Annotated in this window: 9 protein-coding genes; 1 reads left to right on the top strand and 8 read right to left on the bottom strand. The window is 55.0% G+C overall.

Going from position 1 to position 14,745, the window contains the following annotated elements; translation table 11 throughout:
• Positions 1-11: 11 nt before the first annotated feature.
• From H6G13_RS24725 to H6G13_RS24695, 7 genes are all read right to left on the bottom strand, one after another.
• Positions 12-767 carry a DUF268 domain-containing protein gene (locus tag H6G13_RS24725; protein WP_190487895.1) on the bottom strand — a complete coding sequence of 252 codons (756 nt, stop codon included), beginning with the start codon at positions 765-767 and terminating at the stop codon, positions 12-14.
• Positions 764-1,516, bottom strand: coding sequence for an FkbM family methyltransferase (locus H6G13_RS24720; RefSeq protein WP_190487893.1), 753 nt, complete (start codon positions 1,514-1,516; stop codon positions 764-766). The genes H6G13_RS24725 and H6G13_RS24720 overlap by 4 nt, the downstream gene beginning before the upstream one ends.
• Positions 1,513-2,832, bottom strand: coding sequence for an ABC transporter ATP-binding protein (locus H6G13_RS24715; RefSeq protein ID WP_190487891.1), 1,320 nt, complete (start codon positions 2,830-2,832; stop codon positions 1,513-1,515). The genes H6G13_RS24720 and H6G13_RS24715 overlap by 4 nt, the downstream gene beginning before the upstream one ends.
• A gap of 165 nt (positions 2,833-2,997) precedes the next feature.
• Positions 2,998-3,972, bottom strand: a complete 975-nt coding sequence (locus tag H6G13_RS24710; protein WP_190487889.1) for a GDP-mannose 4,6-dehydratase — start codon at positions 3,970-3,972, stop codon at positions 2,998-3,000.
• 31 nt (positions 3,973-4,003) lie between these two features.
• A complete protein-coding gene (locus tag H6G13_RS24705; RefSeq protein WP_190487887.1) occupies positions 4,004-4,837 on the bottom strand; it encodes an ABC transporter permease in 834 nt (277 codons plus the stop codon).
• A gap of 114 nt (positions 4,838-4,951) precedes the next feature.
• Positions 4,952-7,597 (bottom strand): ammonium transporter, encoded by a 2,646-nt coding sequence (gene amt / locus H6G13_RS24700; protein WP_190487885.1) that lies wholly within the window; start codon positions 7,595-7,597, stop codon positions 4,952-4,954.
• Between the two features lie 221 nt (positions 7,598-7,818).
• Positions 7,819-9,984 carry a family 10 glycosylhydrolase gene (locus tag H6G13_RS24695; protein ID WP_190487882.1) on the bottom strand — a complete coding sequence of 722 codons (2,166 nt, stop codon included), beginning with the start codon at positions 9,982-9,984 and terminating at the stop codon, positions 7,819-7,821.
• Between the two features lie 423 nt (positions 9,985-10,407).
• On the opposite strand from H6G13_RS24695, the gene trxB reads away from it, so the two are divergent.
• A complete protein-coding gene (gene trxB, locus H6G13_RS24690) occupies positions 10,408-11,787 on the top strand; it encodes a thioredoxin-disulfide reductase (RefSeq protein ID WP_190488334.1) in 1,380 nt (459 codons plus the stop codon).
• 194 nt (positions 11,788-11,981) lie between these two features.
• On the opposite strand, the gene priA is transcribed toward trxB, so the two are convergent.
• Positions 11,982-14,573, bottom strand: a complete 2,592-nt coding sequence (gene priA / locus H6G13_RS24685; protein ID WP_190487880.1) for a primosomal protein N' — start codon at positions 14,571-14,573, stop codon at positions 11,982-11,984.
• Positions 14,574-14,745: the final 172 nt, after the last annotated feature.

Here is a 14,745-nt window from a genome sequence, read left to right as displayed (position 1 = left end):
GCTCCTGTCAATTAAGCGTCTGATAATCTGAGGTGGTACAGTCCAACGCCAAACCCCTTAGGCTGGTAGTCGAGCAAGTTGTTGCCGTAGATGTACCTGCTCTCGACAACTTCTAATGGCTTGAAAACTTTCTTGAGATACTCCTCTTGAAAAGCACGGTGGGCATTAAAAAATACCTTGTTCTCATCGTCAAGCGGTAACGATAGGTAGAGGTCGCCGTTGGGTTTGAGCACCCGCTTTAATTCGGCTAGGGCTTTTTCAGTGCCATTTGGGTCGAGCGGGTCGCCATATCGCCCCAACCCAATATGCTCAACCACACAAAGACTCGATAGAGACTCAACGCTTTGATCGGCAAAGGGTAGGGCTAAGATGCTGCCCTCTCGAAAGTTAAGCCCCTCCAGCTTGAGCGACAGTGGCCGAATATCCACCATCGTCAAGGGCAGGATTTTGGAGAGAAAGGCTACAAACATGTGATGGGAACCCACATCCACATGGCTAGCCGGCTGCTGCTCCATAATCTTCTCGAATGCCCAGGTATCCTGGTAAAAGTACACAGGCTCTATGAGGGTTTCCCCAGTGTTGTCTCCCAAGCAGGGATAGAGGTTATCCACTAACGGCTGCTGGTCACCCGCTATCTTTTTATACTGAGCGTAATCTTTCCAAAAGCTCTGCCAGGCCGATAGGGTTTTAGCTGAAGATCGCAGCATATCGCCCAAAGCGTTCTTTCGCTTTAAGTGACGGGCCATCCATACAACTTCTTGAATCATATTTTAGGTACTGCGACAAGCATAGAAAACTGGGCATCTAAGGCACTTCTGCGGCCAGGGAAGATTGGATCTCTCGGAACAACGTTTCTGATTCTATAGCCAACTTCATCTAGGTAGTTCTGGATTTGATCGGGATGGTTTCCCATATCAAAGGTTGTTCCCCCAAACTCAAACGTGCAGCGTTTAATCCGCTTCTCTTTCAGCATCTCGACAGCTCCGAGAAGTACTTGGTACTCGGCTCCCTCTACGTCAACCTTCAGCAAATCAATGCTCTCAATGCCGTGCTCTTTACAGTAGCTGTCTACCGTTGTAGATTTTACGGTTTCGGTGTGAATAGGCTTGATATTAATACCGTACTTTTCGAGGGGGCGATTGGCTAAAGAGTTCCATCCTGAGTGCTCATCGTCGTACACGTTGAGTGAGAGGTAGCCGTCTATGTCTGACACAGCTAAGTTATTAGGAATGATTTGAGGACGCCCTAAAGTTTTCCAAAAGGATTCAAATTTCGAAAAGACTGAAGAGCTAGCCTCAAAACAGTGAACTTTGCCGGTGTGGCCAATGAGGCTCGAGAAAAGTAGAGTGAGTTCCCCAAGGTTTGAGCCAACATCAAAGACGGTCATGCCTTCCTGGAGATACTTAATGTAGAAAATTAGCTCAGCTTTTACTACCTCTTCTGGAGGTGTGTAGCGGCGTTTACCCTTGAGAAGGTGATACAACCCTTTAAGCTGTTTGATGGCTTGATCTGTCATAAGCTTTCCTGGAGCCTTAGTTCTGCACCTGGGGCAGCTGCCTCTTCTAATCTCCAGCTGCCATCTACTAGACAAACACCGTGAGCAATTGGAGGAACCTCTCCAGAGTTAAAGAAATTACCATCAATAACCGTTAGCTGAAAGGCATTGTTAATACCATCCAAATAGCTACCGTCTACGATTAAGGAATAGGTGACTAGATAGCTAGAGGAGGATAAAGGCAGCCTGTTAATTCGACAAACGAATGCCCCTCTTTGAGGAAGGATGCCAAATTCTTTCTGGGTTAAGCGATTGTGCTGCAGAAAAACTGGAGAGTCTAGCTGAGTTTTAACTGCGAGACTGGTAATAACTCTGTTAAATCTGGCGCTGCTGCGAGATTCGTAGTAGAGATAAATGTCAATATCCTGCCCTGATCGAACAACTTCAAGACTGTTTCCTTCGATGTCCTTAATGGCAAAGCCGACAACAGTAATTTCACCTGAACCTTGACGGTCTTTACGGTCTGCTAGTGATGTTTGGGTTTCACAAGAACTAGCAATGTATTTAGTGATTGCGTCAGACTTATCACCAATAAATTGAACACTGCCTTTTTGTAGGTAGAGTCCTTTTTGGCAGAGGTTTTCTACAGCAGCCATATTGTGACTAACAAACAAAACAGTTCTACCGTCCTGTTTTGCAATATCTCCCATCTTGCCCAAGCACTTCTTTTGGAAGTTGGCATCTCCCACAGCTAAGACTTCGTCAATAACTAGAATTTCTGGCTCTAGATGGGCGGCAACAGCAAAGGCTAGCCTCACATACATGCCTGAGGAGTACCGTTTTACTGGGGTATCTAAGAATTGACTAATCTCGGCAAATTCAACGATTTCATCGAACTTGCGGTTGATTTCTGCTTTGCTCATGCCCAGGATTGCTCCATTGAGAAAAATGTTTTCTCGTCCCGTAAGCTCTGGGTGAAAGCCCGTGCCAACTTCTAGAAGGCTGGCGACCCGTCCTTTCAAATGAATTCGGCCCTTAGTCGGCTCGGTAATGCGGCTAAGGATCTTTAGCAGAGTAGATTTGCCAGCCCCATTGCGGCCGATAATACCAATAACTTCGCCCTGCTTAACCTCAAAGGAGACATCTTTGAGTGCCCAGAAATCTTCTTGGGTTTCCTTGGGCTGATGCTGTCGGGGTTTGCGGAAACTGCGTCTTAGAGACTTAATGCGATCGCTAATCACATCCCGTAAGGCAGTGTAGCGATAAGCACCTTGTTGTTGCTGGCCAAGAACGTATTTCTTTCCTAAATTCTCGACGCGGATGACCGTGTCAGACATGGCAGTGGGAACTATGCAGGAGCAATGTAACTACTGTCAGTGTGCCCTCAAAGCTTTATGAACGTGTCAAGAGGGCTTACATAAAGTTACGTAGACAGCCGAATCAGAGGAGCACTGGCTAACCTTCAAAGACTTCCACAAAACTGACTTCCAAAGCTGTCATGCTTAATTTGAGGATACGCTGAGGGCTGCTCGTTTGACCTCGACCATCATCCGAGCCACGTCTGGCATTTGAAACTGGGCCTGCCAGCCGAGTTGCTGTTGAGCTTTGGCTGGGTTGCCCTGACCTCGGGCAATTTCTGAGGGGCGAAATAGGCTCTGGTCGATCATGATATGTTCTTGCCAGTTCAACCCGACCGCTGCAAACGCCTCTTCTATGAATGTCTTCAGCTTGTATGATGCGCCCGTAGCAATCACATAGTCATCGGCTACAGCTTGCTGCAGCATGCGCCACATGGCTTCGACATATTCTGGAGCCCAGCCCCAGTCGCGCTCGATGTCGATATTACCCAGCCGCAGAGTCTCTTTGCTGCCTGCAGCAATACGGCAGGCGGTGGTCACAATCTTTTGCGTGACAAACCGCTCGGGCCGCAGCGGCGACTCATGGTTATATAGAATGCCGGAGCAGGCAAATAGGCCATAGGCTTCACGATAGTTCGCTACTTCCCAAAAGGCAGCGGCTTTAGCTACCCCGTAAGGGCTGCGGGGCCGAAAGGGCGTGTTTTCATCGGCGGGTTCGCCATGGGTGTTGCCAAAGCACTCACTTGACCCGGCATTGTAAAACCGAATGGGCTTGGCCACAAAGCGAATCACCTCCAGCAGATTGAGGGTAGCGGTCGCCATGCTCTCGAGCGTCTCCACTGGCTGCTCAAAAGACAGGCCTACCGAACTTTGACCTGCTAGGTTGTAGATCTCATCAGGGTCAAACTTGCTCACTACCTGGAGCACGCTGCGAAAGTCTGTTGTCGCCATTGACTCCAGCTTGACCTGATCGCGAATGCCCAACTGCACCAGGTTTCTAAAAGACGACATCTGCGCGTCTCGTGAGGTGCCGCAGACGGTATAGCCTTTGTCTAGCAGCAGTTTTGCCAGGTAGGCTCCATCCTGACCAGAGATTCCGCAGATTAGTGCTTTTTTCATAGATCGCTGGACTTATTTGTCCTTGTTATAGCTAAATCACGTCAGCAAAAGTGCGTTCCATGCGGCGGAAATAGAGAATGCCTGTTACCAGCAGCCCCACTACCAGCAGTAGCGACAGCAAAAAACCAGGCCAATAGAGCTGCACCTCGCCGCCAATAATTGCCCAGCGAAAGCCATCGATCACCCCCACCATGGGGTTAAGCGAATACAGCAGTCGCCAGCGCTCGGGCACAATGCTGCTGCTAAAGCCAACCGGCGAGATGTAGAGGCCAAACTGTACTAGAAACGGCACCACATAGCGAAAGTCACGGTACTGCACGTTGAGGGCTGCCAGCCACAGACCGCCCCCCATCGCGGCGGCAAACGCCACCAGCACAAACAGTGGCAGCGACAATATTCGCCAAGAAGGTGCTGCATTGTAATAGGCCATCAGCCCCAGCAAAATAATGCCTGAAATCAGGAAGTCTACGAAACTGACGATTACTGCACTGGTAGGCACTACTAGCCGGGGAAAATAGACTTTAGAGATCAGGTTGGCGTTGCTGATCAGGCTGTTGCTGCACTCGCTTAGGGCGTTGGCAAAAAATTGCCAGGGCAGCATTGCTGAGAAGACCAGAATTGGGTAAGGCGCATCGCCTTCAGACGGCAGGTCGGCCAACCGACCAAACACCACCGAAAACACCACCATCGTTAGAAAAGGCCGAATCAGGGCCCAAGCAACGCCTACGGCAGTCTGTTTGTAGCGCACCAAAATGTCTCGCCAGGCCAGAAAGTAAAACAGCTCTCGGTAGCGCCAGAGGTCGCGCCAATATTGGGCCTCGGTGCGGCCCGCTTCAATGATCAGTTCGGGAGCGTCGTGGGACATGGGAACAAGGGGTTTTCCTGGGGCTGGCTATAACGTGCCCGTCCTGGCGTAGGAAGTGATCAGGTGATGATCGAGAGGAGAAGCGTTTCTCCTCCTCGCATTCCTGTATCCTCATTAGCCCAGTTCTCCCTGCTGGACAGCCTGCCCCAGGGGAATCTCAATTAGAAAACGGGTACCTCGGCCCGGGCTGGAGTCACACTTGAGTCTGCCGTGGTGTCGGTCTACTACGATCTGGTAGCTGATTGACATGCCTAGGCCGGTGCCTTTGCCCACGGGCTTAGTGGTAAAGAAGGGGTCTAGGATGCGCCCCTGTACGGCCTCTGGGATGCCCACGCCATTGTCGGCTATCTGAATGCGAATGGTGTGGGCTGGGGTAATGTGGGTGGTTAGCTTGAGTCGGGGTATCCAAGCGTCGGTCAGGGGCTGAGCTGCTTTTTCATCGAGGGCATCAATGGCGTTGGTCAGCAGGTTCATAAAAACTTGGTTGAGTTGGCTGGCGTAGCACTCTACTGGGGGCAGAGCACTGTATTGGCGCAGAATTGCGATCGCAGGTCGCTGGTTGGTTTCCCGCAGGCGACTGTTCAAAATGGTTAGGGTGCTCTCGATGCCCTGATGAATGTCTACTATCTGCAGCTCAGCCCCACCTAACCTAGAAAAATCGCGCAGAGCTTTGATGATGTCAGTGATCCGCTCGGTGCCGCTACGCATCGACAGCAGCAGTTTGGGCAAGTCTTGGCGCAGATAGCCCAGATCAACCTCCTTGATCAGGTGGTCAAGCCGGTCGGATGAGCAGGGACAGTCTTTGCTGTAGGCATCGATCACGGTTAGCAAATCTTCGACGTACTGCTCTGCGTGACTGAGGTTGCCGTAAATAAAGTTGATCGGATTGTTGATCTCGTGGGCCATACCTGCGACCAGCTGGCCCAAGCTCGACATTTTCTCGCTGTGGACTAGCTGAATTTGGGCCTGGCGCAGTTCCTGCAGGGCTTGCTCTAGCTGGCGCGACTTCTCATCTTTAGCGGCGGCTTCCTGCAAAACTTCCTCGGCCTGCTTGCGCAGGGTAATGTCTCGCAAAATTAGGGTGTAGCAGCTATCCCGCTGGGTCTGGGCTTCGGCTACGGTAGCCTCTAGCGGAAACAGGCCGCCGCTGCGGCGCTTGCCCAACAGCTCGTAGGGACTGCCATCAACGCTGGCTTGGGCTAGCCACTGGCGCATAGGCTCTAGATCTGAAACGGGGGAGTCGCCTTGACTTATCCCGGCTAGCAGGGTGATGGGCTGCCCCTTTACCTGGCTCGCAGACAGGCCAAAAATTTTGCCGACTGCTGGGTTAGCCGACCGCACTTTAAGGCTCTGCTTGGAGACGACTACAATCGCTTCAATCGCGTTTTGAACAATGGCTTCGGTGCCTGCGATCGCAGCCTCCAGCGCACCGATCACCTGGTTATAGCGAGCCGCAATTTGGCCGGCGGGGGTAAAGGGGTCCATCGGTGCCCGTAGCCGCAGGTTGCCGGTGCGGGCTTGCTGCCGCATCACGGTAAACAAATCGACTAGATCGTTGCTGGCTTCGTGCTCAGAGATGTTAAGGCCAATGTGCTCCTGCCGGGGGCTCACCCGCAATGGATAACAGCGGTTGAGCCCCCACAGCAGTAGATAGGTCACCCCAAAAGACCAGACCGCTGCCACCAGCACGCCCACCATCTGCATTTGGAGCTGGCCCAAGCGAGACAGGCCGGTGCCAATTAGACTCAGATCGCCAAACAGAGCCACTGCCAGCGTGCCCCAAATGCCCGCTGCCAGGTGGACTGGAATCGCGCCCACAGCATCGTCAATGGAGAGGGCGACGAGGGTGCGATCGCACAGCAACATTACCCCTGATCCAATAGCGCCAATTAGCACCGCTTCTGGCGCGTGAACTACATGGCAGTTGGCCGTAATCGCCACCAGTCCAGCCAGGGAGCCATTGATGACAGTGGGTACAGGCAACCTTCTTCCACGGGATAGGCTTAGCAGCATCGGCGTGACCATGCCAGCCGATCCGGCCAGCAGCGTATTGGCCAAAATACCCGGCACCTGATAGTTGAGCGCCAACACACTGCCGCCATTAAAGCCAAACCAGCCGAACCACAGCAGCATAGTGCCCAGCACCGCCAACGGCAGGTCGTACCCTGCTATCGGAGAGCGGTTGCGCTTGCGAGAAAAGCGGCCGATGCGCGGCCCCAAAATCAGCACAGCGGCTAGAGAAACCCAGCCGCCCACGCTATGCACCACGGTTGATCCGGCAAAGTCTACAAAGCCGTGCTCTCCCAGCCAGCCAGCTGAGTACCCCAGATCCAGCCCGTTCCAGGCCCAGTGGCCAAAGATTGGATAGATCAGACCCGACAGCAGCACGGTCACCAGCATGTAGCCGCTGAAACGCATCCGCTCAGCTACGGCCCCGGAGACAATCGTCACCGAGGTGCCGCAAAACATTACCTGAAATAGAAAAAACACCACCAGCCACACCTCGCCCTGTCCCACATCCGGGAGTAGGGCACTGGTGCCCACCCAGCCATAGGCGGTGCGGCCAAACATCAGAGCATAGCCAAACAGCCAAAAACACAGCACAGATACGCCAAAATCAGCCAGGTTTTTGACGGCAACGTTAATGTTGTTTTTACTGCGGGTAGATCCCGCTTCCAAGCATAAAAAGCCCGCCTGCATCAAAAACACCAGGCTGGCGCAAACTAGAACCCACAGAACATCGATCGAGCTTGTTGCCATGCCAAAATAGCCTTCACCCTAGAGACCATGAACTTTAGGACTCTGGATGGATACAGGGCGACGAATTCAGTCCTGCTTCTTTTTACAGGGCTGACGGCGACGAATCCGCCTGCTTGGCAACTTTTCCTGACAATTGTCCGGATTTCCTGAAGTAGAGCCTGAAATCGAGGAGTTTATAGCGCTAGGGCTACAGGCAGTTTGGGGCTGTAGATAGGGCGAGGCTATCGAACCCCTTCACCGTGGGCTAGCAGCTGTTCGATAGCCGTCAGCCGATGCTGCCAGGTTTGTAGTCGGTAGCTGCTGTTGGTCGTCTGTACCAGCACCCGCTCGTTAAGGGCGCTGCGAACTTTCTCCAAACGAAGCTTGGCATCGCGCGAGCGGCGGGCGGAGGGCTCTGCGGCCAGCGCCTCTAGATCCTCGCCCAGGCGGTTGACCTCTTCTACCCAAGGGGTCAGCACTGGCTGCTCCATCCACAGCTGGCGGTTGCTCAGCAGCAGATTCCACTCCTGCTGTAGAGACTGGTAGCGAGCGTGGGCCATTTGAAAAGAGGCCTGCCGGGAATTGCCCCTTAAGGGGGTAGCCGTCTGGCCCTGGGTGCGGCTGAGCATTGCTTCTAGGCTCTGGTTCAGGTCAGTGGCGGCAAATAGAGCGTAGCCAGAGGCGGGTAGATCGCGGGTGGCTAAGATCTGATCGAGGGCGGCGGGCTGGGGCAGGTTCAGTAGCCGAATGCCGGGAATCACTAAGGCTCGGCCAAAGGTTTGGGAAACCAGCCAGGGCTCCACCAACTGGGCAAACCGATTGGTGTCTTCGGCGTAGCTCATCAGCACGATCCAGTCTACATAGCCTTGGCTGGCCCAGGTGCCCCAGTCCTGCTGGATCTTGTGGCGGCGCTCTAGTTCAGGGCGGGCAAACACGGCGGTGGAGAGAATCAAGTCGGGCCGCTGCCGCCGCGCCATCAGCGAGACTTCTTGCACAAAGGAGGAGATCTGCTGCACCCGAAAATCGGTCCAGCGATCCCACATCTGTCGGTGGAAGCGGCGCTCGGCCTCGGTTGCGTTTTGACCGGGGCCGGTGGCCAACTGCAGTGGATCGATACCGGTCATGGCCCGAAACCGCCAGCGAGCTGCCGTGCCGTAGCCGTAGCTGCGGCCTGCGCCAGGATCTTGAAAGGGGTAGCGAATATAGTCGAGCTGTAGCCCATCGACCTCGTAGTTGGTGATGATCTCTGAAATCAGCCGCATTAAATAGCTGCGAACTTCTGGGTTGGCCGGGTCAAGAAAGGGCTTGGTTTGGCCAGGAGGCACGACGTTGCCCAGGTTGTCGTATCCGGCCCAGTCGGGGTGTAGGGTGAGCAGAGGGCCGGGGTAGTCGAGGGGTAGGTTGAGCAGCCGGTTGTGCACCTGGTTTCCAACCGCAAAGGTCCAGATCCAAGCGTGAACTGACATGCCTCGCTCGTGACCCAGGTCAACCGCTGCCTTGAGTGGATCCCAGCTTGAAATTAGGGGGTTGCGGTTGGGCGCAACGCTGCTGGGATAAATGGGATAGCCCGCGTTAACGGTTTCGACAAAGACGGTGTTAACTCCAGCGGCAGCCATGCGGTCAAAGACTTGGGCCAACCCTTCAGGGGAGCGAGCCTGCACCAGAGTACCCCGATCCAGCCAGATAGCGCGAATTTCGGCTTGGGCGCTGGGGCGATCGGTGGGTAAATTGTCCCAGAGTGACTGACGCACGGCCTGCCAGCGCTGACGTGCGATCGCATATTTTCCCTGGGCAATCAAATCATTCCACTCATTGAGCAGCTGCCGCGCCTCTAGCAGAGCAGGATGCAGCACAGTGCCGTCTGACTCGACCGGTGAGGTATTGGCAGAGGCCGTCAGCACCGGAGCGGCCTGGTCTAAACTGACCTTAGTTGGCTGCTGAGAAGAGTTTGCCGTCAACAGGGCGCTTTCAAACCGACCGATTAAATTATTTAGCTCCTCTCGCATAGTCATCGACAGCACCGGATTGATTGGCCGGTTTTGAGCATCGAGATCAATGATGGCGGGCGCGACCTGGTCTGCCGGATCAACACCCCCCGGCCTGGGCCGAGGCAAGGAAAGGGGTGAACGAGACGGCAGACCAGGCAGTATCTGCGCAGAGGTGGGTGGTGTAGAGTCAGCGGCAGGTTCGGTGAGATTTGCCTGGAGCGGCAAGACGACTGCGGGCAGCTGTGCGATCGCAGTTGCTAAAGGTCCTAGGCCTGCCCCTATAGAAATGCGCTGGGGCTGTTCCCGGTAAAACTGCCCCAGGGACAGGGCCTGAGCAGATTGGGGGCTGAGCGCCCCACCCAATCCTATCCCCAGGGCAGCGAGGACAGTGGCAACCAAAGCAGAGTGAGGGTTTGTCATGTAGCAGCTCAACCGGGGACGTACCAGACAAAAAAATCCAGACAAAATTCTTGAGGAGGGTCGCTTAGTGACCAGGTCTTTAGCGATTATTGGGCTTCAGGCTAGCAGAGGATTGGCAGACCAGAACTCTCCTGGTACCAAACGATACGAATTTTTTCCTGCTGCTGAATAGTCCTGCCCCTATCCAGGGTTCCCGCTTTCTGCGCTTCCCCGTACAGCTTGATCCCAGGCTGTTAGAGATTAGGGCCAGCCTTTCGCCTGAGGCTCAGTTCATGTCTGTCAGGCTCATAAGTTACGCCAGCAGCATGCCCCAATCAGGACAACTCTTGCTGTTCGCTGAAACTACTGCTGTATCAGACCGGAAATACGATATACTAACCGTAGTCGTTATGAGTTCATAGTTTTCCTATGGCGAGTCCAGCTATGGCCAGTCCAGCGGTGGAAAATGTCGTAATTATTGGGTCGGGGCCAGCGGGCTACACGGCCGCAATTTACGCAGCGCGGGCTAACCTGAAGCCTTTCATGTTCGAGGGGTATCAGGCAGGAGGGCTGCCCGGCGGACAGTTAATGACCACTACTGAGGTCGAAAATTTCCCCGGTTTCCCTGATGGCATCACCGGTCCGATTTTAATGGACCAGATGAAAGCCCAAGCCCTGCGTTGGGGCACTGAAATGGTGACGGAAGACGTCATTGCAGTGGATCTGAGCCAACGGCCCTTTGTAGTGCGTTCAGAAGAAAGAGAGGTCAAAGCCCACAGCCTAATCATTGCCACGGGCGCTACGGCTCGCCGACTGGGCCTGCCCTCAGAACTAGAGTTTTGGAACAAGGGCATCTCGGCCTGCGCCATTTGTGATGGGGCCACTCCTATTTTCAAGAATGCAGATTTGGCCGTAATTGGTGGCGGCGATTCGGCAGCAGAAGAAGCTGTGTATCTGACCAAGTACGGTTCCCACGTGCATTTGCTGGTGCGAGGTGGCCAGATGCGGGCCAGCAAAGCTATGCAGGATCGAGTGCTGAAAAATCCTAAAATCACAGTTCACTGGTATACCGAAGCGGTTGATGCCTATGGTGACAACCTGATGAAAGGACTGCGCTTGCGCGATACCCAAACGGGCGAAGAACGTGATCTGCCGGTGCGGGGTCTGTTCTACGCCATTGGCCACACTCCCAACACTGGCCTCTTTAAGGGGCAACTCGATCTAGATGATGTGGGCTACATCCAGGTCAAGCCTGGTACAGTAGCCACCAGTGTTGAGGGCGTTTTTGCCGCTGGAGACGTGCAGGATCACGAATACCGTCAGGCAATTACGGCAGCGGGCACTGGCTGTATGGCGGCTCTGCTAGCTGAGCGGTATTTGGTCGCCAATGACCTGCTGCAGGAGTTTCACCAGAGCGCAGCGTCTGAAAAGCCGGAAGAAGAAGGCCGGGTGGCCGAGTATAAGCAGGTAGCCGAGTTTGACCCCGACACAACTCGCCATGTTGGCGGCTATGCTCTGCGTAAGCTCTACCACGAGAGCGATCGCCTGATTATTGTGAAATACGCTTCCCCCACCTGTGGCCCCTGTCATACCCTGAAGCCGATTTTGAACAAGGTGGTAGACGAGTTTGAGGGCCGGATTCACTACATCGAAATCGATATCACTGAAGATCCCGATATTGCTGAGTCGGCAGGCGTGACGGGCACTCCCACTGTCCAGTTCTTTAAGGACAAGGCAATGGTGGGCGAGTTCCGGGGCATGAAGCAAAAGAGCCAGTATCGCGAAATGGTTCAGCAAAACCTGGGCGCGGTTCCGGTTGCCTGACTTGAGCAGATTTGACCGTCTAACTCCAGACAGTGTAGAGACGTTGCCTAGCAACGTCTCTTTTTTGGCTTCTTTGTGGGGAGTTGCCCTGGGCGGGTAGATCCTGTTTCTATTTTGCTGTGCGATCGCAACTTCCCCCTAACACCAGCAAGAAGCCGGTTCTTGTCTTCGAGGGCATTAACTCGTGCAACTCCTCACGACAGGTTCAGCGGATCAATATCCACGGTTAAGCTGACGTGAGCTGGAGCCTGCTTTCTGAGCGATGTGAGATCGGGTAGGGGCTGATTGGGCTGGCACTTTAGCAATAGCTGCCACCGGTAGCGGCGGGCCACTCGCAAAACTGGGGCCGGAACCGGGCCGAGCAGTTCATATCCTTTGCAGTCAGCAATTAGTTTTTGCAGGTGTGCGGCTGCCGCTTTGGCTGCCTGCTGCACCGCCTCTGGGTCGGGGCTAGAGAGCCGAACTAGCGCAAGTCGTCCGGCGGGAGGGTAGGCTAGGGCCTGTCGCTGGGCCCATTCTGCCTCGATAAAGGTATCGTATGCCTGCTGCTGCACCGCCTCCACCACGGGGTGCTCTGGCGTGTAGGTCTGAAGGATCACTTGGCCGGGCTGATCGCCCCGACCGGCCCGGCCGGCCACCTGAGTCAGCGTTTGAAAGGCTCGCTCGCTCGCCCAGTAGTCATTCATATATAGGAGGCCATCAGCAGCGACAATGCCCACCAGCGTTACCTGGGGTAGGTCAATGCCTTTGGTCAACATTTGGGTGCCGACCAGCAGATCTGCGCCGCCCTGGGCAAAGCGGGTCAGTAATGCCCGATGCGACCCCTTAGTGCGGGTGGTGTCGCTGTCGAAGCGGATGCAGGTTAAGTCTGGGAACGTTTCGGCTAGGGCGTTAACTACCCGCTGGGTGCCGCTGCCAAAGTGCTTTAGGTAGGGCGAGGCGCATTCAGGACAGTTGCGAGGATGCGATCGCACATACCCACAGTAGTGACATTGCAGAGTTGTCGCACTATCTCGGTTAGGCTGGTGATACGACAGCGACACATCGCAGTGAGGGCACATCATCACATGGCCACAACTGCGGCAGGAGACAAAGCTGCTGTGGCCTCGACGATGGATAAATAGCAGACCCTGGTTGCCCTCGGCTTTCATCTTGCGTAGGGCCGCCTGTAGGGGATGGCTAAAAATGCTGCGGTTGCCTACCTGCAGTTCCTCGCGCATGTCCACAACCTTGACCGGCGGGTGGGGTCGGGCATGGACGCGCTGGGGTAGGGAGAGGTAGTGGGTGGAGGGCGGGGAGGAGAGAGGAGGAATGAGAGAGGAGGGAGGGCTGATAGGGGGGCAAGGGTTTGTGCCCTGGTTCGGGGAAAAACAGGCCAACCACGTCTCTAACGAAGGCGTAGCCGAACCCAGTACCAGAGGGCAATCCTCTAGTTGAGCTCGCCACTGGGCAACGGTGCGGGCATGGTAGCAGGGGGCGGGGCTGTCTTGCTTGAAACTGCTGTCGTGCTCCTCATCGAGAATGAGAATGCCCAGGCGGGGCAGGGGGGCGAAAATAGCAGAGCGCGTGCCGATCACGACTTGGGGTTGGCCGCTGAGCATTTGCCGCCAGGTGTCGTAGCGTTCGCCATCGGAGAGGGCGCTGTGGTAGACGCAGACCTGCGAACCAAAGCGGCGGCGAAAACGATCGGTAAGCTGAGGGGTGAGGCCGATTTCGGGCACCAGCACTAGGGCCGATTGACCAGCGGCCAGATGGGGTGCGATCGCCTGGAGGTAGACCTCAGTCTTGCCTGAACCGGTAACGCCGTGGAGCAGCATCTGACAGTGGTGGGTTTGCTGGCTGATTGCGGCTAGGGCCTGCTGCTGAGCAGGGGTCAGAGGTTTGGCTTGGTCGGGCTGCAGATCGGGCGTATCGGTAGGGCGACGCAGCACTTCTCTCGCCTCGATTAGCAGATGACCGCTGGCGGCTAGCCGCTTTAGGGTAGCGCTGGTAGTTTGGCAGATCTGCAGAGCTTCATTGAGCCAGAGATCGCCCCCCTGCCGCTTAAGAATGGCCAAAATCTCTTGCTGACGGGGGCTCAAGGCAGTATTGTCGGGGTTGAGCAGGGTTACAGCCTGCCGCTGCTTGGGCCGGGGCGGTTGCGGCGGGGCTAAATAGCTCTCTACCCAGCCTTGTTCAATGAGCTGCTGCAGGGCGCGGCGGTTGCCGTTACTAAGCTTTTGCAGGTGCTGCCAGGTGTAGTTGCCATTGGGGGCTTTATGTAGGTGGGCCAGCAGGGTAGCAGCGGCAGGCTGGAGGGCAGCGGCGGCAAGCGGAACTGGGTTGGGGCAGAGCCGTACACGGCGCTGAGAGCGGGCTAGCAACCCCGGCGGCAGGGCGGTGCGGATCACCTGCATCAGCGAGGTTTGGTAGTAGCTAGCCACCTGCTCTAGCAGCTGCCAATAAGTGGGGGAGAAGAAACGGCGATTGAGGATGCCTTCAACCGGACGGATCTGCTGGGCGGCAACGGTTTCAGGAAGCTGGGTGGCGAGACGTAGTGCGATCGCACCCACCTGCTGATGACCAAAGGGAACGCTGAGAATGTCTCCTGGCTGCACCTCCAGCTCGGGCGGCACGCCATAGGTATAGAGGCCCTGGGCTCCGGGGCAATCTACCAGAACTTCAACCCACTTCGGCTCTGGCGTTATATAGGTGTTTCCCCCGTCGGCCACGGTTCCTCCCTCGCGCAATCCTTCCCAGTCTAGAGGGTTTTTGGGGAGTACTGAGGGCAGTGACTGCCGCTGCATTTCAAGGTGGAGTGAAGATAATACAGTCGTTGCTGATGGCAGCTCATTTGCAGATAGAGCAATTCTGCCTCTATCAAAAGATAGATTAAGGCCTTAAATTTTAAGTTCTTCAATACTGAATGCCTAATCTGTTGATCACTAATAGAGATAAATCAATCCCTTAATCCCTTAA

It is taken from the genome of Pseudanabaena sp. FACHB-2040, from assembly GCF_014696715.1.
GTDB lineage: Bacteria > Cyanobacteriota > Cyanobacteriia > Phormidesmidales > Phormidesmidaceae > JACVSF01.
This window is presented reverse-complemented; position numbering and strand designations above follow the sequence as displayed.